General features: G+C 37.5%; 23 protein-coding genes and 1 riboswitch. Of the genes, 21 read left to right on the top strand and 2 right to left on the bottom strand.

Annotated elements, in window-relative coordinates; all coding sequences use genetic code 11:
* Nucleotides 1-4: 4 nt before the first annotated feature.
* The 11 genes from C2I06_RS17375 to C2I06_RS17325 all read left to right on the top strand — a co-directional run bounded on the left by C2I06_RS17375 (nucleotide 5) and on the right by C2I06_RS17325 (nucleotide 10860).
* Nucleotides 5-952: an aminopeptidase gene (locus C2I06_RS17375; protein WP_095329474.1), complete on the top strand. Its 948-nt coding sequence runs from the start codon at nucleotides 5-7 to the stop codon at nucleotides 950-952.
* A gap of 16 nt (nucleotides 953-968) precedes the next feature.
* Nucleotides 969-1829 carry an NADPH-dependent oxidoreductase gene (locus C2I06_RS17370; protein WP_123258524.1) on the top strand — a complete coding sequence of 287 codons (861 nt, stop codon included), beginning with the start codon at nucleotides 969-971 and terminating at the stop codon, nucleotides 1827-1829.
* Between the two features lie 14 nt (nucleotides 1830-1843).
* Nucleotides 1844-2377 (top strand): nitroreductase family protein, encoded by a 534-nt coding sequence (locus C2I06_RS17365; RefSeq protein WP_095329476.1) that lies wholly within the window; start codon nucleotides 1844-1846, stop codon nucleotides 2375-2377.
* On the top strand, nucleotides 2358-2663 hold the full coding sequence (locus C2I06_RS17360; RefSeq protein WP_095329520.1) for a DUF6092 family protein: 306 nt from the start codon (nucleotides 2358-2360) through the stop codon (nucleotides 2661-2663). Before C2I06_RS17365 ends, C2I06_RS17360 begins: the two co-directional genes overlap by 20 nt.
* A 348-nt stretch (nucleotides 2664-3011) precedes the next feature.
* Entirely contained in the window at nucleotides 3012-4370 is a 1359-nt protein-coding gene (locus C2I06_RS17355; protein ID WP_123258523.1) for an FAD-dependent oxidoreductase, read from the top strand.
* Nucleotides 4371-4467: 97 nt separating this feature from the next.
* Nucleotides 4468-5076, top strand: coding sequence for a DNA-3-methyladenine glycosylase (locus tag C2I06_RS17350; RefSeq protein WP_204259824.1), 609 nt, complete (start codon nucleotides 4468-4470; stop codon nucleotides 5074-5076).
* A 99-nt stretch (nucleotides 5077-5175) separates the two neighbouring features.
* Entirely contained in the window at nucleotides 5176-7089 is a 1914-nt protein-coding gene (locus C2I06_RS17345) for a BglG family transcription antiterminator (RefSeq protein WP_123258522.1), read from the top strand.
* A gap of 170 nt (nucleotides 7090-7259) precedes the next feature.
* A complete protein-coding gene (locus C2I06_RS17340; RefSeq protein ID WP_095329480.1) occupies nucleotides 7260-8567 on the top strand; it encodes a PTS sugar transporter subunit IIC in 1308 nt (435 codons plus the stop codon).
* A 167-nt stretch (nucleotides 8568-8734) separates the two neighbouring features.
* The gene (locus C2I06_RS17335; RefSeq protein WP_095329481.1) at nucleotides 8735-10171 is read left to right on the top strand and encodes a glycoside hydrolase family 1 protein; all 1437 of its coding nucleotides are present in this window, start codon (nucleotides 8735-8737) and stop codon (nucleotides 10169-10171) included.
* Between the two features lie 15 nt (nucleotides 10172-10186).
* Nucleotides 10187-10507 (top strand): PTS sugar transporter subunit IIB, encoded by a 321-nt coding sequence (locus C2I06_RS17330; protein ID WP_123258521.1) that lies wholly within the window; start codon nucleotides 10187-10189, stop codon nucleotides 10505-10507.
* Between the two features lie 17 nt (nucleotides 10508-10524).
* Nucleotides 10525-10860 (top strand): PTS sugar transporter subunit IIA, encoded by a 336-nt coding sequence (locus C2I06_RS17325; protein ID WP_249879551.1) that lies wholly within the window; start codon nucleotides 10525-10527, stop codon nucleotides 10858-10860.
* A 252-nt stretch (nucleotides 10861-11112) separates the two neighbouring features.
* Here C2I06_RS17325 and C2I06_RS17320 read toward each other — a convergent pair whose 3' ends face one another.
* Nucleotides 11113-12084 (bottom strand): bile acid:sodium symporter family protein, encoded by a 972-nt coding sequence (locus tag C2I06_RS17320; RefSeq protein ID WP_123258519.1) that lies wholly within the window; start codon nucleotides 12082-12084, stop codon nucleotides 11113-11115.
* Nucleotides 12085-12455: 371 nt separating this feature from the next.
* Between C2I06_RS17320 and C2I06_RS17315 the strand changes: the two genes are divergently transcribed.
* From C2I06_RS17315 to thiW, 4 genes are all read left to right on the top strand, one after another.
* Nucleotides 12456-13223, top strand: coding sequence for an ABC transporter ATP-binding protein (locus C2I06_RS17315; RefSeq protein ID WP_095329485.1), 768 nt, complete (start codon nucleotides 12456-12458; stop codon nucleotides 13221-13223).
* Nucleotides 13224-13241: 18 nt separating this feature from the next.
* Nucleotides 13242-14060, top strand: a complete 819-nt coding sequence (locus C2I06_RS17310) for an ABC transporter permease (RefSeq protein WP_095329486.1) — start codon at nucleotides 13242-13244, stop codon at nucleotides 14058-14060.
* 190 nt (nucleotides 14061-14250) lie between these two features.
* Complete coding sequence (locus C2I06_RS17305; RefSeq protein ID WP_235973207.1) at nucleotides 14251-15246, top strand: ABC transporter substrate-binding protein; 996 nt, start codon at nucleotides 14251-14253, stop codon at nucleotides 15244-15246.
* 54 nt (nucleotides 15247-15300) lie between these two features.
* Nucleotides 15301-15410: riboswitch (TPP riboswitch) on the top strand.
* Between the two features lie 162 nt (nucleotides 15411-15572).
* Nucleotides 15573-16070: an energy coupling factor transporter S component ThiW gene (gene thiW / locus C2I06_RS17300; protein WP_047940833.1), complete on the top strand. Its 498-nt coding sequence runs from the start codon at nucleotides 15573-15575 to the stop codon at nucleotides 16068-16070.
* A gap of 302 nt (nucleotides 16071-16372) precedes the next feature.
* On the opposite strand, the gene C2I06_RS17295 is transcribed toward thiW, so the two are convergent.
* Nucleotides 16373-17089 (bottom strand): GntR family transcriptional regulator, encoded by a 717-nt coding sequence (locus tag C2I06_RS17295; RefSeq protein ID WP_047941033.1) that lies wholly within the window; start codon nucleotides 17087-17089, stop codon nucleotides 16373-16375.
* Nucleotides 17090-17342: 253 nt separating this feature from the next.
* Here C2I06_RS17295 and C2I06_RS17290 point away from each other — a divergent pair, with 253 nt between their 5' ends.
* From C2I06_RS17290 to C2I06_RS17265, 6 genes are all read left to right on the top strand, one after another.
* Nucleotides 17343-17651 (top strand): PTS sugar transporter subunit IIB, encoded by a 309-nt coding sequence (locus C2I06_RS17290; RefSeq protein WP_047940831.1) that lies wholly within the window; start codon nucleotides 17343-17345, stop codon nucleotides 17649-17651.
* 4 nt (nucleotides 17652-17655) lie between these two features.
* Nucleotides 17656-19014: a PTS sugar transporter subunit IIC gene (locus tag C2I06_RS17285; protein ID WP_095329488.1), complete on the top strand. Its 1359-nt coding sequence runs from the start codon at nucleotides 17656-17658 to the stop codon at nucleotides 19012-19014.
* An 18-nt stretch (nucleotides 19015-19032) separates the two neighbouring features.
* Entirely contained in the window at nucleotides 19033-19377 is a 345-nt protein-coding gene (locus C2I06_RS17280) for a PTS sugar transporter subunit IIA (RefSeq protein ID WP_047940829.1), read from the top strand.
* On the top strand, nucleotides 19374-20711 hold the full coding sequence (locus C2I06_RS17275; RefSeq protein WP_123258517.1) for a 6-phospho-beta-glucosidase: 1338 nt from the start codon (nucleotides 19374-19376) through the stop codon (nucleotides 20709-20711). The genes C2I06_RS17280 and C2I06_RS17275 overlap by 4 nt, the downstream gene beginning before the upstream one ends.
* A gap of 48 nt (nucleotides 20712-20759) precedes the next feature.
* Nucleotides 20760-21455, top strand: a complete 696-nt coding sequence (gene chbG / locus C2I06_RS17270; RefSeq protein ID WP_095329490.1) for a chitin disaccharide deacetylase — start codon at nucleotides 20760-20762, stop codon at nucleotides 21453-21455.
* 253 nt (nucleotides 21456-21708) lie between these two features.
* Nucleotides 21709-22950, top strand: coding sequence for a PucR family transcriptional regulator (locus tag C2I06_RS17265; RefSeq protein ID WP_095329491.1), 1242 nt, complete (start codon nucleotides 21709-21711; stop codon nucleotides 22948-22950).
* Nucleotides 22951-23082 lie beyond the last annotated feature (132 nt).

The following is a 23082-nucleotide window of genomic DNA, read 5'->3' as shown; positions in this document are numbered from 1 at the left end:
TAAAATGAATGAAAAAATGATAGAAACAAGCAAAAATGTTCTTGCTAACTGTTTAGGCATAAAAGAAGGAGAGTCATTTCTCGTTGTCACAGATGAAGCAAAGAGGGAAATAGCTGAATCCATATATGAAGCTGGCAAAGCGTTACGTGCTGAGACGATGTTTATTGTTATGCAGGACAGAGAAAAGTCGGGACAAGAGCCACCAGCAACTGTCGCAGCGGCCATGAAAGCAGCAGATGTGGCTGTTTGTGTAACGGCGCATTCCTTAACCCATACACAAGCTAGAAAAGAAGCAGTAGAGACAGGAACAAGGCTTGCAACAATGCCAGGAATAACAAAGGATATGTTCTTAGAAGGAGCCATTTCTGCAGATTATGAACAAGTGAGAATTCTTACGGAAGAAATAACAGACCAGCTTACAAAGGGAAAGCATGTCAAAATTGAAAAAGACGGCTATTGTTTAGCATTGGATATTACAGAAAGAAAGGGCATCCCAAGTACGGGGATGTACTTATATCCAGGGGAATCAGGTAATCTGCCGTCAGGAGAAGCATATATAGCACCAGTAGAAGGAACTGCAACTGGCACAATTGTCGTGGATGGCTCTGTGGCTGGAATAGGAAAGCTAAGTAATCCACTTAAGCTTACAATAAAAGAAGGTCGCCTAGTCGAGGCAGAAGGAGAAGAAGGAGAGCAATTATTAAAGATATTAGGCAATGGGGAAGGCAGAATGCTCGCAGAATTTGGGATAGGAACAAATGATAAGGCAAGGATCACAGGTGTGGTATTAGAGGATGAAAAAGTATACGGGACCATTCATGTAGCTTTTGGAAGCAATGCCACGTTTGGTGGAATAGTTTCAGCAGGCGTTCATATAGATGGAGTTGTCACCCAACCTACCGTATATATAGATGATGCATTATTGATGGAGAAAGGCGTACTGATCAAATAGCAAGGTGGTGGCATGAGTGAGGGAATATACAAAAAGGGAAACGAGAATTGAGTTAGAAGGCTTATCAAAAGAGGAGCATTTACTTAATGAAACGATCGAGGTACTTACTGCTCATGAATCAGTAAGGGCTTTTCAATCGAAAGATATTCCGGCCAATATTCTTCAAACGATTATAACTGCAGCTAGAAGTGCACCAACTTCTTCAAACTTGCAGGCGTATAGCATTATTGTAATAAAGGATGAAGAAAGGAGATCACGGTTAGCTACCCTTTCTGGCGAACAGTCATTTATCCATGAGGCACCTGTGTTTCTAGTTTTCTGTGCAGATATTTACCGTTTGAAATATGTGACAGAATCACAAGGATATTCTTTTTTAGCCAATACGCTAGAAATGTTTCTTCTTTCCTCAATGGACGCCACCCTCGCCCTGCAAAATGCAGTAGTGGCTTCGGAATCATTAGGGTTAGGTTGTGTACCTGTTGGTTCCATTCGTAACCATCCTGATGCGGTTGCAGAGGAACTCGGCCTCCCAGCAGGCGTATTTGCTGTTTCGGGATTATCGATCGGCTTTGAAAAAGAAGGAACAAGGCGAGGCGTAAAGCCGAGATTGCCAGAAAAAGTAATGGTTCATCAGGAAAAATATACAATAGAAAATCTTGACGAGCTGCTAGAACAATACGATCATACGATGATTTCTCGTAAAACCTACGATGGCCGTAGAGTCTCCTTAGCTGGAGAACCAGAAAAGCAGGGAAAGGACTATGGATGGAGAGAACATACTGCTAGAAGATGCACGAGACCAGAAACGATCGCTGCCTCAGCAAGTTTAAGAGAAAATTTGAAAAAAGTATTAGAAAGTAGAGGCTTTTCTTTTTAAAGGAGGAATGGATATTGGATGTACTGGAGGCAATAAAAACAAGAAGAAGTTCACGCGCATTCGCAGAACGTGGCGGATTACCTCTAGAAATAGTTGATTCAATTGCACAAAGTATTTTACATAGTCCGTCAGGGAGCAATGCTCAAGAATCTCATTTCCTCATAGTCCAGAACGAAGAACAGATAAAAAGAATAAAAAGATTTTCCCCTGGTCTATCAGGAGATCCCGAGGCTATTATTGTGTTGTGCTCCAACCCTGCAGAAGCCCTCCATAAAGGCGGAAAAGATTCGGAAGAAGTATTGCGTTTTGTAAATTTAGGAATAGCCGCTGCTTATATTCTTTTATCTACCCATTCATTAGGTATCGGAAATTGCCCAGTTAGATCCTTTCATAAAGAAGCCATTAAGAAATTGTTGGAGCTTCCACATGAGATGGAGCCAGAGCTTCTCATCAGTTTAGGCTATTCAAAAGAATCTCCAAGAAAGAAAAAAAACAGGGAAAAAGAGGAGGTAATTTCTTTTGACAGATATGGAAACACGCAAAAATGAGAAGCTAGTAGAACTTGTTAGAGATTATAGCGGCTATATTCTTACAAGTGCAAAAGGACTATATCGAGAGCCTGCTCATTACGGACCACTAAGAATGGTTGGTGCATTGGAACGTACCTTAGTCTTATTAACAGAACTTGGAATAGAGGATAAGGAAATGGAAGAGGCGTTATCCTTTATACGAAAAGAGGGTTGGCGTGCTTTATCAGATCCGTTGGGATATGAGGAAGCATTAGACCAATCGATTGATCAGCTAGTTGAGCTTACCGTGCAAAATAAGGCGTAGAAGCATTAAAAAGTGTTTTTGAGTTGGCAAATAATAGAGGTTTTTCAACCGAAGACAAACCCAACTAATGATAGCGAAAATATTATAGGTTGGGTTTTAATTCATTAAAAAAGAAAGATTGTTGCATTATCGGTAGACTGAATAAGAGGTTTTGCTTTCTATTTAAACCTGGAATAAATTTCCGCGTTTCCTTTTGTGAATTTAATCACAAAATACTTGCATTAAGAAATATTCGATGTATAATAAAGATGTGAACGGAATGTGAATTCTATCACAATATATGTGATTTTTTTCACTAATTAAGTGAAAGGTTTCACATTCAATCTATTACAAAAGGAGTTTTTATACATGAAAGTAGTTGTAATTGGATGTACACATGCTGGGACAGCAGCGGTCAAAACGTTAGCAAATGTAAATAAAAATATAGATATAACTGTTTATGAAAAAAATAATAATGTTTCCTTTTTATCTTGTGGAATTGCTTTATATGTTGGCGGTGTTGCCAAAGATGCGAGTCAGTTATTTTATTCTTCACCAGAAGAGTTAAAAGCGCTTGGCGCAACGATGCATATGGAGCATGAAGTCCTAGAAATTGATACAGAAAACAAGCAAGTACATGTGAAGGACTTACAAACAGGCAAAGAAAAGATTGATCCATATGATAAGTTAGTAATGACTACAGGCTCTTGGCCAATAATCCCACCAATTGAAGGAATTAATCTGGATAATATATTGCTTTCTAAAAACTATAATCAAGCAAATGAAATAATTGAGCGCTCTAAGAATGTAAGAAATGTTACCGTAATTGGAGCGGGATATATTGGTGTTGAGTTAGTAGAGGCATTCGCGCTTAATGGAAAAAATGTCACGTTAATTGATAGTGAGGACAGAATTCTAAATAAATATTTAGATAAAGAGTTTACAGATGTGGTTGAGGCAGAATTTGCGGAGCGTAACATTCACTTAGCTTTACAACAAACTGTAACAAAATTTGCAGGTGATGAACGAGGAAAAGTAACAAAGGTTTATACCACAAAAGGAGAATATGAAACAGATTTAGTTATCTTATGTGTGGGCTTTAGACCAAACACAAATCTGTTAAAAGGTAAAGTAGATCTCCTTCCTAATGGTGCTATTAAAATTAATGAATATATGCAGTCAAGTAATCCATATATTTATGCAGCAGGTGACAGCTGTGCTGTTAATTATAATCCAACTGGAGAAAAAATGTATATCCCTCTTGCAACAAATGCTGTTCGAATGGGAACACTTGTCGGCTATAATATTGCTGGACGACCATTGAAATACATGGGAACACAAGGGACTTCTGGCTTGCATATTTTTGGCTTAAATATGGCATCTACCGGATTAACAGAAGTTACGGCTAAATTTAATAATATCCCTTATGAAGTGGCAGAAGTAATCGATAATGATCGCCCAGAATTTATGCCGACATTTCATGAAATTCGTTTAAAAGTACTTTTCCATCAAGAGACAAGAGAAATTTTGGGGGCACAATTAATTTCAAAAGCAGATGTTACGCAAATGATGAATACATTATCTGTATGTATTCAAACTAAAATGACGATTGACGAATTAGGATTTATCGATTTCTTCTTCCAACCGCATTTTAACAAACCGTGGAATACATTAAATCAAGCTGGATTGGCAGCTATAGCAAAACAAAAAGAACTTGTTAAGCACTAGGTGAAAAGGATCATCTCTTTTTATAAAGGGGTGATCCTTTCTTTTTTGGGGGAAAGAAACGTATACTAGAAGAAATATAATAGGAGAGAGACAAATGATTGATTATATAAACCAGTCAACAGAAGAAATAGCACAGTTACTTTTAGGAAAAAAGCTTATTCATAAAACGCCGGCATATACGTATAGTGGTTATATTGTAGAGACGGAAGCCTATGTTGGGATAGAAGATATGGCTTGTCATAGCTATGCAGGCAGACGCACGCCTCGATTGGAATCGATGTATAAGTCAGGTGGGACCATCTATATTTACACGATGCATACCCACCATATGTTAAACATTGTTACAAAAGAAGAGGGAAATCCTCAGGCTGTTCTTATCCGGGCGATTGAACCTTTTGAAGGAATAGAAGAGATGGAAAAGAACCGAAAAACAAATGGTATAAATGTATGCAATGGACCTGGGAAGCTAACAAAAGCAATGGAAATCACCAAGGCTTTAAATGGTGTCTTTATAAATGAAGAATCTTTATGGATTGTAGATGGGAAAGTACCATCCCAAATAATCGAGTCTCCGAGAATTGGGATTCCAAATAAGGAGGAATGGACGCTAAAACCATTACGATATTATGTAAAAGGGCACCCATACGTATCAGGAATGAAAAAAGGCGAGGTGCTGTCTGCTGCAGATTATTGGCATTATGGATAACGGATAATTTGTTTAGAAACCGCTTTCTAATAAAAGGCTGATAAGATATGATGGATATAACTAACATAGAAGGGAATTGGTTAAAAGGAGTGAGTGAAATTGTTACCAATAAGACAACAAAAGATACTGCATCAGCTTATGCAGTCAAAGTCTCCGCTTTCCAGTGATTACTTAGCAAATGCCCTGGATGTAACCACGCGAACAATTAGAAGTGATATGAAGGCATTGATCGATACATTAAAAGATAATGGAGCAGAAATAGTACTGACAAGAGGGAAGGGGTATGAATTAGTTATAGGAAATTATCATTATTTTAAACCATTTTTAACAAAAATAATGAATGAAAATAACGTAAGTACACCCCTTCCAACGGAACCTGAGGAAAGAGTCGACTATATTCTAAAACGTCTATTATTGGCGGAAGAATACTTGAAAATTGAACAGTTTGCTGAGGAGCTTTTTGTAAGTGAATCCTCTATTAAAAATGATCTGAAAGAAGTAAGAAGATTATTAAAAGACTTTAATTTAAATTTAGATAAGAAGCCAAACTATGGTTTAAAAATCATGGGACAAGAAGCTAAGCTGCGTTATTGTCTTGCGGCATATGTGTTTGACCAAGATGAAACAGATTGGATACTTCCAAATAAAAAACTAGAAGAAATAAGAAAAATTATTATCGAACAAGCCGAAAAGGCGTCTATTTTTTTATCAGATATTGGCGTAAATAATTTAGCAACACATATTGCGATTGCCTGTATTCGCATACAAAATGATAATTATGTTTCCATGCCTTTAAAGGAAATGGAGCCTCTTAAAGAAAAGAGAGAATTTGCGATTGCCAAACAGATTGTCTTTTTTCTAGAAAAAACGTTATATGTTACTTTTCCTGAATCTGAAATAGCCTATATAACCATCCATTTATTAGGTGCGAAAATGGTAGTTTACCAGTCTGATAGCAGAGAGAATATGTTAGAAATGATTGAGGAAGATATTCTAGCATTAACAAAAGCGATGCTCCAAGAAGTGGAGCAAGAATTGGATCTAGAAATAGCCTATGATGAAGAATTAATCTACGGGTTATGTCTGCACTTAAAGCCTGCTATCAATAGATATAAATATGATTTAACTATAAAGAATCCTCTTCTTGCTGAAATCAAGAAAAATTATCAAATGTCCTTTGACGCTGCTGTTATTATGGGGAAATACTTAAGCAAACATAAGAGGATGGACATTAATGAAGATGAAATAGGCTATTTGGCATTACATATTGGCGCAGCGCTCGAGCGAAAGAAAGCAAAAGGCAGTGTAAAAAGATGCTTGATTGTCTGTGCTACTGGGGTGGCAAGTGCTCAATTACTGTATCATAAGCTTCAGTCCACCTTTGGCAATAAACTTGAAATTGTAGGAACTGCTAATATGTTTACCATTGATAATTATGATCTAAGTACATTAGACTTCATTGTTAGTACCATTCCTATTAACAGGGAATTAACCATACCTGTTATTGATGTACATACTATTTTAAGAGAGGAAGACATTAGTAAATTAGAGCATATGGTTGTGGATAGAGTTGAAACTACCTTACAATATTTTTATCCTGACCTTGGATTTTTTCAACAAGAGTATCAAACGAAGGAGGAAGTATTAGCGTTTTTAGCAAGAGAAATTATACAGAAGGGGATTGCGCCAGATCATTTCTTTGAGTTAATCATGGAACGAGAAGAGATTGCTCCAACAAGCTATGGAAACTCCATAGCCATTCCTCATCCTCTAAAACCAATCACTGACAGTACTTTTTTATCTATTTGCACGTTAAAAAAACCAATTCAATGGGGCGAAAATAAAGTGCAGCTTATTTTCTTATTAAGTGTCCAAAAAAAGTACAAGAAAGATATTCAAAAGCTATATCAGCTGCTAGTCAAAATATCAGGAAATGCCTATATGGTGAATCAGCTATTAAAGGTAAAGTCCTTTGACGAATTCAAAGAATGTATTTTAGCTATTGGCCAATAGGAATTTATAGAAGGGAAGGAACTCCGGATTAGAGTTCCTTTTTTTGAGTCAGCCATTTCCAGTTTAACGTGGAAAATAAGTGTATGTAAATGTAAGCGCTTATCCAATAGAATGGAAAACAAGAAATGAATCATATCATTTCCATTTAAATTAGGAATGGAGGTTAATCAATGAGTTTTAAAGACAAAGCTACCGAGACCCTTGGAAATGTTGCTTACAAAATAACAAATCAGAAATATATTATGGCCATAAAAAAAGCTTTTGTGACGTTAATGCCTGTCATTATAACAGGAGCATTTGCCGTTTTAATCGCGAATATGGTGATGGGAACAGAGAGTGGTTTAGCCCATTTTAAAGCATTTGCCTTTTTGGCTGATTACCAGCCAATTATGAAAGCGATCCAATATGCTACCTTGAACTTCCTTACAATTGGGGCCGTTTTTCTTATTGGGATAGAGCTCGGACGGATCAATGGCCATCAGTCGTTATTCCCTGGAATATTAGCATTAATGTCCTATGTTTCTGTCGTTCCAACAACGCTAGAACTGCTTGTTAATGAGAAGAATCAATTAGTGGTTGATGTTTTAGCCAGGCAGTTTTCTGACCCAAAAAGTTTATTCCTCGGAATGATTATCGCCATTGTATCGGTTGAAATTTATTGCAAGTTATCGAAAGTAGATAAGCTGCAAATTAAGATGCCTGATAGTGTTCCGTCAAATGTTGCGACTTCGTTTTCAGCACTAATTCCTTCTATTTTAACTGTAACGATTGTTGCTACTTTTGGATTTCTTTTTTTCAAAGTTACAGGGATTTATTTATATGAAGCAGTATATAACATTGTACAAAGACCTTTAGAAAGTGTCATGCAAGGACTGCCAGGGATTTTGATTCTTATGTTTGTCGCCCAATTTTTCTGGGTGATTGGTATTCATGGAAATCAAATGGTAAAACCGATAAGGGAACCACTGCTGCTGGCATCTATTACTGTTAATATGACGGCATTCCAAGAGGGAAAGGAAATTCCTAATATTATCACAATGCCGTTTTGGGACGTGTATATGAATATTGGTGGTTCAGGAGTAACCATTGGTTTATTAATAGCGATCTTTATGGTATCTAAACGAGAAGAAATGAGAAGTATTGCAAAACTTTCCGCAGGACCAGGTGTGTTCAATATAAACGAGCCAGTTATCTTTGGATTACCAGTTATGTTAAATCCGGTTATGGCGATTCCCTTTATTATTACCCCGCTGATTACAGGGACAATCGGTTATATTGCTACAGTAACTGGCTTTGCTGCTAAGGCTGTTGTTATGGTTCCATGGACGACTCCGCCTATTATTAATGCATACCTATCTACGGCCGGAAGTATTGGAGCGGTTATTACCCAGATCATTTGTATTGTCGTATCTGTTCTAATTTACTTGCCATTTGTATTGATTGCCAATAAGGCTCCTGCTGTTCCGGAAGAAGAGTAATTTAATAGGGAAAGGGAGGGGGAGATAAATCTGACAATCGGATCGTATAGGAAAGAGGGGATGATTCCTCTTTTCTCCTATCCGACCAATACTTGTGAGGTGGTCTATGATGGATCATTAGGCAATGCAGTTAACAGCTACTTGTGAAGGGTAAGGAGGAAAAAATAATGGAACAAATGAAAGTTACTATTCCAGATCATTTTATTTTAGGAGCAGCATCATCTGCGTGGCAAACGGAAGGATGGGCTGGAAAGAAGGATTCACAAGATTCCTATATGGATATCTGGTATAAAAATAATAAAAATGTTTGGCACAATGGCTATGGACCAGGAATCGCTACAGACTTTTACCATCGATATAAAGAAGATATCAGCATAATGCAGGAAATTGGGTTAACGCATTACCGGACATCGATCAATTGGTCCCGTTTCTTGGTGGATTATGAAAACGCAGTGGTAGATGAGGAGTATGCTCGATATGTCGATAATGTTATTAATGAGCTGATAGATAAAGGTGTAGAGCCAATGATTTGCTTAGAGCATTATGAATTACCGGCTGCTCTTTTTGAAAAATATGGCGGTTGGAACGATAGACATGTTGTGGACTTATTCGTCAAATATGCAGAAAAAGTATTCGAGCGTTACGGTCGTAAAGTGAAGCACTGGTTTACTTTTAATGAACCAATTGTTGTGCAGACCCGTGTATATTTAGATGCAATACGTTATCCATTTGAGCAAAATACCCAAAAGTGGATGCAGTGGAATTATCATAAAGCACTTGCTACTGCTAAGGTTGTTGCCTTGTTTAAAGAAAAGCAGCTGCATGGAACAGGAGCTAAAATCGGGGTTGTTTTAAACCCAGAGGTAACATATGCGAGATCTTCGGCTCCGCATGACCAAGATGCTGCCCGCATTTATGATTTGTTTTTTAATCGAGTATTTCTAGATCCCTCGATTAAAGGAGAATATCCAGCAGAATTAATGGATCTTTTACACAAACACGATATTTTATTTGAACATACAGAAGAGGATTTAACGGTAATAAGAAATAATACCGTTGATTATGTGGGGATTAACTTATATTATCCTCATCGTGTAAAGGCAAGGACAACGGCATGGAACGAAAATACCCCTTTTCATCCGGCTTATTATTATGAAATGTTCGATATGCCAGGTAAGAAAATGAATCCATTCCGAGGCTGGGAAATCTATCCGCAGATTATGTTTGATATGGCAACTCGCTTGAAAGAGGATTATGGCAATATTGAGTGGTTTGTAGCCGAGAATGGAATGGGTGTGGAAAATGAGTTTAAGTATAAAGACGAAAGTGAAGTAATCCAAGATGATTATCGCATTGAGTTTATTAGCGAACATCTTAAATGGTTATTAAAGGCAGTCGAACAAGGTGCAAACTGTAAAGGATATATGCTCTGGGCATTTACGGACAATGTTTCGCCGATGAATGCTTTTAAAAATAGATATGGACTAGTTGAAATTAATTTAGAAGAAAATCGAAACCGAAAAATGAAAAAGTCAGCTTATTGGTATAAGGAAATCATTAAATCTCGAGAAATCACCGTAAAAAATGATGATTTTATTAAATAATAGGAGGAATGAAGAATGAAAAGAATAATATTAGCTTGTGCAGCAGGTATGTCTACTTCCATTGTAGTATCAAAAATGAAGGCAGCTATTAAGGCAAGAGGCGAAGAAATTGATGTTTATGCCATTCCAGAAGGAGCAATTGCTGATGAATTAGCAACTTCAAGCGAAGGGGTAATGGCCATTCTTCTAGGGCCACAAGTACGATTTATGAAACAGGCGGCAGAAAGTGCTGCGAAACCATTTGGAATTCCAGTGGATGTCATTGATACAAGATTATACGGTACAGCTAATGGAGAGAAAATACTAGATCATGCATTATCATTAGCTAAAAATTGACGAAGAGAATAGGGGTGGTGAAATTGAATACTTTAGAGGAAATGCAGACAGCAGCTTTTCAGATTATTTCATTCGCTGGAGAAGCAAGAAGTTGTTATGTAGAAGCTATTCAGATTGCAAGAAATGGAAAAATGGACGAAGCGAAGCAAAAAATAGAAGAAGGTGTTCAATTTTACAATGAAATTCATAAAGTCCATGCTTCTCTTATCCAAAGAGAAGCTGCTGGAGAACAACTGCCATTCTCCCTTATTCTCATGCATGCAGAAGATCAAATGCTCACAACCGAAACATTAAAGATTATGGCAAGTGAGATGATAGAAATGTGTGCCATGATTATAGAGAAAAAATCATAAAAATTAACACGAAGCAGACACATAGATTTTTATAGGATTAGCGAGCAGAAGAAGTCAAGACCTCAAAGGCTAAGTTGAGGAGACCGAAAGTCAGCAGCTTAGAAAGTGAAATGGATTTTAGTCTGCGGGTAATACCCACAAACTAATAAAAAACCAAACGATTGATAAGGAAAATATTAGTAGCATTTTCTTATCAGTCGTTTGGGATTATCCTCGATTAGAATACTTAAAACCTCTTAATTTTCAAATGAATTAAGAAATTTTCCCTTCCTTTATTTTCCCTATTACAGGCTTTTCATAGACTAATTTAATGAAGTACCCATATAAAGCTGCTAGAATTTGTTGGAATAGCATGCCAATCACAACGGGAACTGCTACTGCTGGAGGGAAAAAGCTCACAGCGAGAACTGCTCCAGCACTAATATTTCTCATCCCGCCAGAATAGATCATTGCTATTGTTTCTTCTTTGCTTCGTTTGGTAACTACTCCTAATATCCACGCAAAAAAGTATCCGGATAATGCTATTACAAAAACAGTAAGCGCTACTTGGAGAAACTTTTTATCAATATTTCGTAAGTAAGGGGCTACTACAGAACTATTAATACTAACAACTAGTGCTAACCCAATTTTAGAAAAAGGGGATAGTGTGTGATTCCACTTTTTAGCCTTTTCCACTGAAAACTGATTGATCACCATACCGAAAATAGATGGCAGAACAATCATTCCAAGCAACCCCTTCATCATCCCCCAAACCTCAAGCTGTACCGTTTCTCCTACAAAAAGGTTCATACTTAATGGAACAAGGAACGGAGACAGTAAGGTGTCGAGCAAGATAATCGCAAGAGTAAGTGCAATGTTTCCTTTATAGAGGCTAACCCAGATAACACTCGTGATTCCAGTTGGAATAACAACAGCTAATGTAAGCCCTGTAATCGTGTAAGGTTCATTTTGGAAAAATAAGTGACCAATCCAAAATGCCCACAAAGGAGTAAGAATATGTAGAATAGCCAGTGTTAAAAGCAAAGAAAACGGATGGGTGATTGTATATTTCACTGATTTTAAGTTAGATGTCAAGCTCCCTATAAAAGTCATCACTGCAAAAATCCATGGAACTAAGAAAGAGACATGATGAAGGATATCTGATAGCAATACCCCAATTAGGACACTAATCGGGGTTAAAAGGGGCATCCACTTCCCAAGAAAAGCATTGATTTTTTCTAACATGTACAGGACTCCAGTTCTTGTAAAAATATAAGTTCATTTTAACATAGAAATGCTGTGGATAAGCTGTAGTTGCGAAAATTTTCAGAATATTGATTTCGGAATAGTCTCCTGTAAAGCCTTCATTTATTCGAATGAACTTTTTTCTATAATAATTACCCATTCGCCTAATTTTACATATAGTATAGCAAGAGTAAATTTAGAAGCATGGCATATTCATTGACAATAGGGAGTTTTAAAGGCTGTTGATCACTTTTTTTCTCTACACGAGACCATGTGAAGTGAACGATAATTCAGTTGAGTATAACAGGCACGAGAATTGGTCTATAAAAAACACCTTAAAAATATGAATATTTTAGAACGGAGGGCTGTAATTGTATAAATTAGAGGTTAAGGACAGTAGTAAGGTTTTTCGAAAAAATGGCAAGGAGTTTTTCGCATTAAAGGATACAAATTTACAGATTCCAGAAGGGAAATTTGTCAGTATTATCGGTCCAAGTGGATGTGGAAAATCAACGCTATTCAATATAATTGCAGGATTAATAAAACCATCAACAGGCCATGTCTTGTTAGACGGAAGGGACATTGTTGGAAAGAGTGGGCATGTTGGCTATATGCTTCAAAAAGACTTGCTCCTTCCGTGGAGAAATATTCTTCATAATGTGATTTTAGGATTGGAGGTAAAGGGTGTTCCTAAAAAGGAGGCGATCCAAAGAGCACTGCCTTTACTAGAGAGATATGGATTGGAAGGCTTTGAAAAACATTTTCCGGAAGAACTTTCTGGAGGAATGAGGCAGCGTGCAGCTTTGTTGCGAACATTGCTTTATGATCAAGATGTTATTTTACTGGATGAACCTTTTGGTGCTTTAGATGCACAAACACGCTTATTTATGCAGGAATGGCTTTTACAAATATGGGGAGATTTTAAGAAAACTATTTTGTTTATCACCCATGATATAGATGAAGCTATTTTTTTATCAGATGAGATATATATTTTGACGCCGAGACCAGGCACCATTAAGGAGAAGGTATCGATCCAATTACCAAGACCAAGAAATGAACAAACACTGCTAGACTCTAAATTTATTCAGTTAAAAGAATATGTACTACAAGCACTAAAATCAACAGAAGAAAAAGAATAGGGAGGGAGGAATGGAGATATGGAATCACAGGATAAAACGAAAGTTCTTTATATAGAGGATGATGAGGCCATTGCCAAAAGAAGAAAGAAATTCACCCGCATTGGACAATGGAGCTTTGGACTTATTTTTCTTCTTGCGTGGGAGCTGCTTTCTAAGTGGAAAATAATTGATTCGTATTATTGGAGCAGTCCGTTTACTATTTGGAAAACTGGTTATGTAGCTTGGACGGAAGGAACTTTATGGAGTGATCTATTATACACATCAGGAGCCACTATCTTTGGCTTTGGATTAGGTACCTTTTTTGGCGCTTTATTAGGTCTTTCCTTCTGGTGGTCGTATTATTATTCTCGTATATCTGAACCATATTTAATTGCCTTTAATGCAGTGCCGAAACTGGCTCTTGCTCCTGTCCTTGTTATTTTATTAGGAATAGGCTTTAGCTCCAAGGTAGTTCTTGCTTTTATGATGACCATCATTACAACAGCTCTTGCAGCATATAGCGGCGTAAAGGCAGTTGATAAAGATTTGGAAAAATTGATGTATTCCCTTGGCGCAAAGAGATGGCATGTCTTCACAAAGGTGGTGGTACCGACTACAATGCCATGGATTGTGAGTAGTTTAAAAATAAACATTGCTTTAGCTTTGGCAGGTACGATCGTTGGCGAATTTATTAGCTCTAGACAAGGGATTGGCAGAATGATTCTATATGCAGGACAAATTATGAATATCAATCTTGTTTGGGTGGGCGTAGCTGTGCTGTCTATTCTTTCGATTGTAATGTATTTTGCTACAGTATGGATAGAAAGGCTTCTTTTGCGAGGAAGAAATGTGGAATAGAATATTTTCCCCCTTGAAAAGAACATAAAGAGAAAAAATGTTCCATATATATGAAATAGAATATGTATTTCCATTATCCGCAATATACTTCTGGTTCATCTTCATTTTCTTATCTACTACTAAATTTCCCATTCTATTCATATATGAAAAAGGGGGCTTTACCTTGAAAAAGTGGAGGCTTTTTCTACTTATGTGTTTTAGTTTTGTCTTAATCCTTGCAGGATGTTCATCAAAAGAAGAAAAGGGAACGAAGGATGGGTTGCGGAAGATTGTTATTTCAGAGCCAGTTCATTTGATCGGCTATCTTCCACTGTATGTTGCCATAGAAGAAGGTTATTTTAAAGAAGAGGGATTGGAAGTAGAAGTGATTACGGCAACCGGAGGAGCACATGTTACGTCTGTTGTTAGCGGTGATGCCTGGGGCGTTATGGGCGGACCAGATTCTGTGCAAATGGCCAATTTAGGAAGTTCTGATCCGATTCAGTCAGTAGTAAACGTCGTTAACCGTGCTAATGTTTATTTGATGGGAAACTCAGATGAAACGATTGATAGTACAAACGATGAAGAGCTGGCAAATTACTTAAAAGGGAAAGTTATTGCAGCTGGGCGTTATGGTGGTAGTCCGAATCTTTTAACTAGATGGCTGTTAATGGAGCTAGGATTAGATCCGGAAAAAGATGTAAAGTTAGAAGAACCAGCTGATGCCAGTGCCGTAGTTTCTCTTGTAGAATCCGGAAATGCGGATATTGCTAATGGTGGAGAACCGCAAATCACAGAAGGAATGAAAAAGGGAGCATGGAAAGAGCCATTCTACAGTTTTGCTAGTTTGGGAGACTACCCTTATTCTGTTGTCAGTGTAAAAAAATCTACGATTGAGAAAGAACCGAAAGTTGTGGAGAGCTTTGTAAAAGCAGTTTTAAAAGGACTTAAGAAAGTGGATGAAGACCCAGACCTAGCCATGAAAGTGTTAAAAGCAGAATTTCCAACTACATCGGATGAGATTTTACAAGCATCCTTGGATCGTGCTTATGCTGATGAATTATGGAGCAAGGACGGTTACATCTCAGAGGAAGCTGTTGCAAAACCAATGGATGTTGTCGAGAAAACGGGTGTCTATACGGAAGGCTATAAATACGAAGAATTAATCGATATGCAGTTTGTGGATAAATTGTCCAAGAAACAATGAGAATAATTCTTTGCGTCCTAAATGAAATAAGTTAAAATGAAGGTATAAGCATATATGGACTACTAGGGGTGCCAGTTGGTGGCTGAGAGAAAAACAAATTCGTTTTTTAACCCTAACGACCTGATCTGGATCATACCAGCGTAGGGAAGTAGCGGATTCACTCTATTTCTTTTGACTTTAGCAGTCAGGTCTATTTAGATCTGGCTTTTTTAGTTTGTAAAAAGCTGTCGTGTAATTGCCCTGTAAGCCTTATGGGTCTACGAGTCAATAGAAGGTTTGCTTAGTCTCCATGCTTAAAACTTTTTTGAGTGGAGGAAATAATTACGATGAAAAGAATTAAATTATTGGTGATTATGGCCATGTTTACGGCAATTGGGACATATGGCTCAACCTTAGTATGGTTTCCGGCAGGTATTGCCAAGGCATATCCTGTTCAGCATGCTTTAAATGTAATAGCGGGAGCAATACTTGGACCGGTTCCAGCAGTTATCATCGCTTTTGCTACTTCCTTGTTAAGAAACCTATTAGGAACGGGATCCTTATTAGCATTTCCAGGAAGTATGATTGGCGCACTTTTGGCAGGCTATCTATTTCATAAAACAGCTAAGCCAATCTTTGCAGCTTTAGGTGAATTTATTGGAACAGGCGTCATCGCCTCCTTAGTGGCAGTACCATATGCATCGTTTTTCTTAGGGACAAAAACGGGTGCTCTCTTTTATTTGCCATCCTTTGCTGTTAGCAGTTTTGCAGGATCCATCATTGGTGTCATCTTAGTAAGTCGTTTAGTAAAAATAAAATCAATTCAAATGTTAACTCAAAATTAGCAGCATAATAGATGAAGGACCGGTTAGAACATGCTTATGGGATAACCGGTCTTTTTGTGGATAAATATACTGATTTTGTGGATGGTATGTGGATAACGCAGGTGATTTTTATTGTATTTGTGGAAAACCAAGTAGGAATCAGGTGATATTTAGTAGGAGAAAAGATGTTCTGTGGATTTATTGTGGAAAACTAGGCGAGGGAGAAGGCTAGGAAAGAGAAGTTAGAATGAAGAGAATAGAGGAAAAACAGTTGGAACAAAAAAGGATATTTGTTATTACAAATATCCTTTTGATTGCCTTCTTCAATAATTCCGCTCAATAACAAAGTGTGCTCTGTCTCCTCGGAAAATAGTTTTGGAGTATTCAATGGCAGTTTCATCTTCTGCATAAGCAAAGGTTTCAAGTAGAAAGCAAGGGGATCCTGCAGGAATTTCCAATTTCTTAGAAATAGTGTCATCTGCTAAAACTAATTCTAAGTGCTCTATTGTTTTGCGGATTTTAATATTATACTTCGTTTCCAGCATCTTGTATAAAGATTTTTCGCAAGCAGCGCTATCTAATCCTGGTGCCTTGTGCCAAGGCAGATAAGAGATTTCATATTGTAGTGGAGCATCATTTACATAACGCATGCGTTCTAAGCAGTTAACGGGATCCCCTATATTTTGGTTGAATTGCTTAGCTAGAAAATCGGTCGCTTCAATAACCTTCAGCTGAAGCACCTTGATAGAAGGGGCTTTCCCTTGCAAAGTAATTTGTTCAGAGAATTGCTCTACTGTACTAGTTAAAGATTGTTTGATTTTATTTTCGGCTACAAAGGTACCTTTTCCTTGTACTCGATAAACATAGCCCTCAACTGTTAGTTGTTGAAGGGCTGTGCGAATCGTTGTTCTGCTGACACCGAATGTGTTACAAAATTCAGCTTCGGTTGGTAATTTAGTATTTGGTTGATATTCGCCGCTTTTAATCATGTCGATAATGGACTCTTTTACAATCGAGTGTAGCGCAGCATCTTTGTTCATTTCTTCCACAATCGTTTCCCTCCATATTGTCCCTAAATATAGAATATCTTTTCTATTCCTAATAAGCAAATAAATAACAAATTTGTAGTAACAAATAAATTTGTTATTGAAATATGTCATATTTGTTATTACAATATGAATATAAGATATTACTACTTTCCGAAGAAGGGTGGCTGATAAAAAGACGTACGAAAGGAAACATTTTTTAGAATGAAATATCGGAATAATCTATCAATTAAAAGGGGATGGAATAGTGAATATTTTACTATGTTGTTCAGCCGGAATGTCTACAAGTTTATTAGTTTCAAAGATGGAGCAAAGTGCCAGAAACCAAGGGATAGACTGCAAGATTTGGGCAATAGCAGCCTCAGAAGTGAACAACGAGATAGAGAAAGCTGATGTTATTTTGTTAGGTCCTCAAGTACGATTTCTATTACCACAAGTAAAAAAAGCCGGCGACCAAAGAGGAATTCCAGTTGCAACAATTAATCCACAGGACTATGGATTATGTAATGGTGAAAAAGTGTTAGAACATGCCACAGCTTTAATAAAGGGGGAATAAAGAGATGATGGGATTTATTGAAAAATATATTATGCCTTTTGCATTAAAGCTTGGTAATCAAAGACATTTGCTTGCTATCAGGGATACGTTAATTGGAATGATTGCTATTACCATTGTAGGTTCATTTGCTGTACTTTTTAATAATCTAGGTCAAATTATTCCCCCTTATGGAAAAATGATGGAAGCAATATTCGGAGCTAACTGGTCGACTTTGGGTGGGGACATATGGTTTGGAACATTTGCTTTTCTTTCTGTATTTGCAGTCTTTGGGATTTCCTATAAATTAGCTAGATCCTATGGGGATGAAGGGTTTGAAGCAATGCTTATTTCTGCTGCATGTTTCTTTTTACTTTTGCCCCAAACAGCAAGTGTCACGTTACCAATAGATGAAGCTGCTACTGAAACAGTTGCAGGTGGAGTCTGGGGGCTAGTATCTGTCAATTACTTCAATGCCACTGCCCTTTTTACTGCTATTATCGTAGCGATAATCGCCACAGAAATTTTCTTGCGTTTATCGAAAATCAAGGCTTTAATCATCAAAATGCCAGATGGAGTACCGCCAGCTGTTTCTAAATCCTTTGCAAAATTAGTACCAGGTATGGGAACTATTTTTCTAGTTGGCGTGTTTGGCGTTATCTTCAGAATGATAACAGATGGAAAAGTTCTAAATGATTGGTTAAATACGGTTATTGTCTCTCCATTAACAAATGCAGTTGATTCTCTTCCATTTGCAGTATTAATTGTTTTATTAGTGCATTTATTCTGGATGGTTGGACTTCATGGTCCAAACATATTAGGTGGGATTACGACACCATTATTTGAAAAAACAGGAGCAGAAAACATTGATTTAGCGCAATCAGGAATTCAAGCATTAGGAGAATATCATATATTAGCTGGATCCTTCCTAGATGCATTTGTTTACTTGGGCGGATCAGGTGCTACTTTAGGATTAATTATTGCGATGATAATTGCAGGGAGAAAACGGTATAAACAAATGATTGGTCTTGGCGGGGCGCCTGGGGTATTCCAAATTAATGAACCAATCCTTTTTGGTTTGCCAATCGTCTTAAACCCTATTTGGTTTATTCCATTTGTAATTGGGCCAGTTATTACAACTGTCATTTCTTATCTTGCTGTGCAGTATGGCATCGTTCCACCGGTAACGGCTAAGATTCCATGGGTTACACCACCGATAATTGGCGGGTACTTAGCGACGGGGGGAAGCTTTTGGGGAGCTGGTTTGGCAGCATTAAATTTAGTGATATCAACAGTTGTTTATTTACCATTTGTTTATGCACAAGTAAAAATTGATTCCAAAAATAAAACAGAGCTTACGAAAGATTCGGATTCAGTTAGTCTCTAAAGGAAGAAGGGTGCAAACATGAATAAGGAAGAATTATACCAACTCTCCTTTCAGCTGATATTACATAGTGGAAATGCGAGAAGCTTTGCGATGGAAGCAATTCAAGACGCGAAAAAAAAGGATTTTGCTGAAGCCAAAAAGAAGATAACAGAGTCGGAAGCAGAACTATCGGAGGCTCATAAAATCCAGACCAAATTACTCCATCTTGAAGCCGGCGGAGATCAATTTATGATTCCGATTATTCTTATTCATGCACAGGATCACTTAATGAATGCAATGACATTGAAGGATCTTGCGGTTGAAATAATTGATTTACGGCAGGAGTGTATGCAACAGACAACGAGAAAGGGGTCGGTAGAATGAGTCGCGGTTTAAAAATTGTAACTATTGGAGGTGGCTCAAGCTATACACCGGAACTAATAGAAGGCTTTATTAAATATCATAACGAGTTACCAGTTAAAGAAATTTGGCTGGTAGATATTGAGGAAGGAAAGGAAAAGTTAGAAATTGTTGGGGAGCTTGCGCGTAGAATGGTAAAGAAAGCGGGAGTTTCTATTGATATTTTCCTTACGCTGGATCGAAAAAAGGCTCTGGAGGGAGCGGATTTTGTTACAACACAATTACGAGTCGGTCAGCTCGCTGCAAGAGCACTTGATGAAAAAATCCCTTTGAAGTATGGAGTCATCGGACAGGAAACAAATGGACCTGGGGGGTTATTTAAAGCTTTTCGAACTATTCCGGTTATTTTGGAAATAGCGAAAGAAATGGAGGAGCTTTGTCCGAATGCCTGGCTCATAAATTTTACAAATCCAGCTGGAATGGTAACAGAAGCAGTTCTTCGCCACAGTCGTATCACAAAAGTTGCTGGCTTGTGTAATGTGCCAATCGGGATGGAACGGGGGGTTGCTGATTTACTAGCAGTTGATCCTGCCAGAGTGAGAATTGATTTTGCAGGGTTAAATCATATGGTTTACGGGCTAGACGTTTATATAGATGGTAAAAGTGTAAAGGAACAGGTCATTAAGTTAATCACAGATCCGAAAAAGGCTATTACGATGCAAAATATTCACGCGATGGGCTGGGAACCTTCGTTTTTAAGAGGATTGAATTTATTTCCTTGCCCTTATCACAACTATTATTATAAAACAGGAGATGTGCTCGCTCAGGAATTAAAGGAAGCAGAAAAGGGGGAAACGCGAGCAGAGGTTGTACAGAAGTTAGAAGAGGGTTTGTTTGAATTATATAAAGATCCAGAATTAGCGATTAAGCCTCCTCAGTTAGAAAAGCGCGGAGGAGCTTACTATAGTGACGCTGCTGTACGTTTAATTTGCTCCATTTATACAGATAAATGTGATATTCAAGCGGTGAATACTGCTAATCATGGTGCCATTACAGGAATTCCATATGAATCAGCGGTAGAAGTAAGCTGTATAATTACAAAGGATGGTCCCAAGCCAATAACAGTGGGAGAACTTCCAGTAGCAGTTCAAGGATTAGTAACCCAAATCAAGTCCTTTGAAAGGGTAGCGATAGAAGCAGCTATTTCCGGTGACTATGATAAGGCATTGCTTGCTATGACCATTAATCCCCTTGTCCCAAGCGATCGAATTGCTAAACTGATCCTAGATGAGATGCTTGAAGCACATAAGGAATATTTACCACAGTTTTTCACGGAAAAGGAAAGTATTCGTATGTAAAAAGCGGAGTTATGCTGAATGTGACTAGCTTTAAAAGGAGACGAATCCATGACAAAAATAATCATTAATGCAGATGATTTTGGTTTTAGCCGAGGAGTTAATTATGGAATTGTTGATTCCCATCTTAAGGGAATTGTTACTTCCGCAACCATGATGATGAATGCAACAGCAACAAAGCATGCCATCACTTTAGCAAAGGAGACACCTTCTTTAAAAGTTGGTGTCCATCTTGTATTAACATGGGGAAGGCCACTTTTACATGATGTTCCAACACTTGTAGATGAGTCTGGTAATTTTAAAAAGCAGCCTTTTGTATATGGCGATCCAGAATCTATAAGCTTAGATGATTTAGAAAGAGAATGGACCGCACAAATTGAAAAGTGCTTAAATGCCGGCCTTGCCCCTTCCCATTTAGATAGTCATCATCATATGCATGGAATAAAAGAATTTTATCCGGTAATTAAAAAGCTTTCGGAAAAATATAAATTACCTGTAAGAAATGGAGGCACTCATTTTACGGATATTCCAACATTAACAGATGTTTTTCTTGATGATTTCTATGGTGAGGGAATTACAGAGAATTATTTTGAAAAATTAGGAGAGCGTGTGAAACCTGGAACAAGCATTGAAGTAATGACCCATCCTGCTTATATAGATGAGACATTAATGCAGGAATCATCCTATAATATGCAAAGGATAAAAGAAACAAGGATATTAATGGAAGCAAGCCTAAAAAACGGCTGATTTAATCCTGCGTGACAGACCTTTCAAAGGAGTAAATTCTTTTGAAAGGTTTTTTGTTGAAGAAAAGGTAAAAGGGAACCAACCCATCTTAGGTTTTACTGGCGAGAACAAGCAAACGAGAAGTGATACCGTTTTGGCCGAAAGAATATAATCTTCTAAAGATTCTTATTGTTGAAAGCGTTATAAACGAGATAAAATAAAGATATAACAAGATTGAACGATTTTAGTAAGCGTTTTGGAGAGGAGTAGATGGATGACAGCTGAGCCGCGAAACCCGTTTAGAAGGGATATGTATGATTCCCTTGAAAGTTTTGTAGATCATGTTAGTGAATTATTAGGATGTCCGATTACGTTGGAGGATCCTCATCATCGTGTGCTAGTATACAGCAGTCATGACGAAGAAACGGATATGGTCAGAATCTCTACCATAATTAGCCGCAGGGTTCCGGAGAGGGTAATCAATCGTTTATGGAAGGATGGGGTGATTCCGCAGCTTCTTCAAAGTAAAAAGCCAATTCGAATTAAAGAGAAAAAGGAAATCGGCCTTGGAAATCGGGTGGCAGTTTCCATTTGGAGAGGGGAGGAGGTAATCGGATATATTTGGGCCATTGAAATGGGTACCTCTCTAACAGAAGAAAAGATGGGGTTTTTAGAGAACGCGGCATCAGTAGCGCGTCATTTATTGTCACGCTTTGCTACAAGCAAAACTCCTACTTTACAGGACAATCAAGAATTTTTTTGGAGAATGTTAACTGGGTATGTGAAAGAGACAGATATAGACGAAAAATTAAAGGAAATGGGAATGTCTGCAGCAGCTTGCTTTACGGTGATGATTTTTCCGTTTTCTAAAATGATTACAAAGGAAATAGAAAAGCATATCCTCTATCTATTGAAGGTATCCCAAGATGTAAAAATTTCTTTCTCCACTATTGAAGATAACGAATTAATTATTTTGGCAACTCCCCTTGAGGATAACGGGGACTCTATTGCTTGTTATAAAAAATTCATTAAAAGTTTTCAACAAAACCTAGAAGAAAGATTTTCTATTAAAGAAGTAAGGGGTTCCTTTGGAGGGATTTACAAACAGCATCGAGATATACCAAAGAGTTTCAGAGAAGCGAGGACTGTTTTAGAGGTACGTGAGAAATTCCCTCAGGAAGCAGGGGCATTCGTTCACTACCAAGAGTTAGGTATCTATCAGTTTTTAGATATCCTTTTAGAAAAACGAAGACAAGATGGATCGGAAAATGTTGCCATTCGAAATCTAAAAAAATATGATTCAACCCATCATACAGAATTATTAGCAACACTAGAGGCTTACTTAGATGAAAGTGAAAATATTCAAAAGACAGCTGCGCGTTTGCACATCCATCCTAATACGCTTACTTATCGTTTAAAGCGGATGGTAGAAATCATGGAAGTGGATTTGTCGGTTCCTAGTCAAAAATTTATGATCTACTTAGATTTAAAATTAATGCATTGGCAGAAAGAATAGAAATAGGATTAGAAACCTTTCCTCTTTTCCCTTTGTGTTTTTTCACAAATGAGCGATTTTTGTTTCATTAATTTTAACAAAGATAATTTTCTGAATTCGTCCTATTATAATATTAACACAACTAACAATTAA

This window comes from Niallia circulans (assembly GCF_003726095.1).
GTDB classification, from domain to species: Bacteria; Bacillota; Bacilli; order Bacillales; family Cytobacillaceae; genus Niallia; species Niallia circulans_A.
The sequence above is the reverse complement of the archived record's forward strand: the minus strand, read 5'-3'. Positions and strand labels throughout refer to the sequence as shown.

What these genes read in the sequence shown, in the direction of transcription:
- C2I06_RS17375 (WP_095329474.1), top strand. Translation starts at nt 5, where the DNA reads ATGAATGAAAAAATGATAGAAACAAGCAAAAATGTTCTTGCTAACTGT.
- C2I06_RS17360 (WP_095329520.1), top strand. Translation starts at nt 2,358, where the DNA reads ATGGAAACACGCAAAAATGAGAAGCTAGTAGAACTTGTTAGAGATTAT.
- C2I06_RS17355 (WP_123258523.1), top strand. Translation starts at nt 3,012, where the DNA reads ATGAAAGTAGTTGTAATTGGATGTACACATGCTGGGACAGCAGCGGTC.
- C2I06_RS17340 (WP_095329480.1), top strand. Translation starts at nt 7,260, where the DNA reads ATGAGTTTTAAAGACAAAGCTACCGAGACCCTTGGAAATGTTGCTTAC.
- C2I06_RS17335 (WP_095329481.1), top strand. Translation starts at nt 8,735, where the DNA reads ATGGAACAAATGAAAGTTACTATTCCAGATCATTTTATTTTAGGAGCA.
- C2I06_RS17330 (WP_123258521.1), top strand. Translation starts at nt 10,187, where the DNA reads ATGAAAAGAATAATATTAGCTTGTGCAGCAGGTATGTCTACTTCCATT.
- C2I06_RS17320 (WP_123258519.1), bottom strand. Translation starts at nt 12,084, where the DNA reads ATGTTAGAAAAAATCAATGCTTTTCTTGGGAAGTGGATGCCCCTTTTA.
- C2I06_RS17310 (WP_095329486.1), top strand. Translation starts at nt 13,242, where the DNA reads ATGGAATCACAGGATAAAACGAAAGTTCTTTATATAGAGGATGATGAG.
- C2I06_RS17305 (WP_235973207.1), top strand. Translation starts at nt 14,251, where the DNA reads ATGTGTTTTAGTTTTGTCTTAATCCTTGCAGGATGTTCATCAAAAGAA.
- thiW (WP_047940833.1), top strand. Translation starts at nt 15,573, where the DNA reads ATGAAAAGAATTAAATTATTGGTGATTATGGCCATGTTTACGGCAATT.
- C2I06_RS17295 (WP_047941033.1), bottom strand. Translation starts at nt 17,089, where the DNA reads ATGAACAAAGATGCTGCGCTACACTCGATTGTAAAAGAGTCCATTATC.
- C2I06_RS17285 (WP_095329488.1), top strand. Translation starts at nt 17,656, where the DNA reads ATGATGGGATTTATTGAAAAATATATTATGCCTTTTGCATTAAAGCTT.
- C2I06_RS17280 (WP_047940829.1), top strand. Translation starts at nt 19,033, where the DNA reads ATGAATAAGGAAGAATTATACCAACTCTCCTTTCAGCTGATATTACAT.
- C2I06_RS17275 (WP_123258517.1), top strand. Translation starts at nt 19,374, where the DNA reads ATGAGTCGCGGTTTAAAAATTGTAACTATTGGAGGTGGCTCAAGCTAT.
- chbG (WP_095329490.1), top strand. Translation starts at nt 20,760, where the DNA reads ATGACAAAAATAATCATTAATGCAGATGATTTTGGTTTTAGCCGAGGA.
- C2I06_RS17265 (WP_095329491.1), top strand. Translation starts at nt 21,709, where the DNA reads ATGACAGCTGAGCCGCGAAACCCGTTTAGAAGGGATATGTATGATTCC.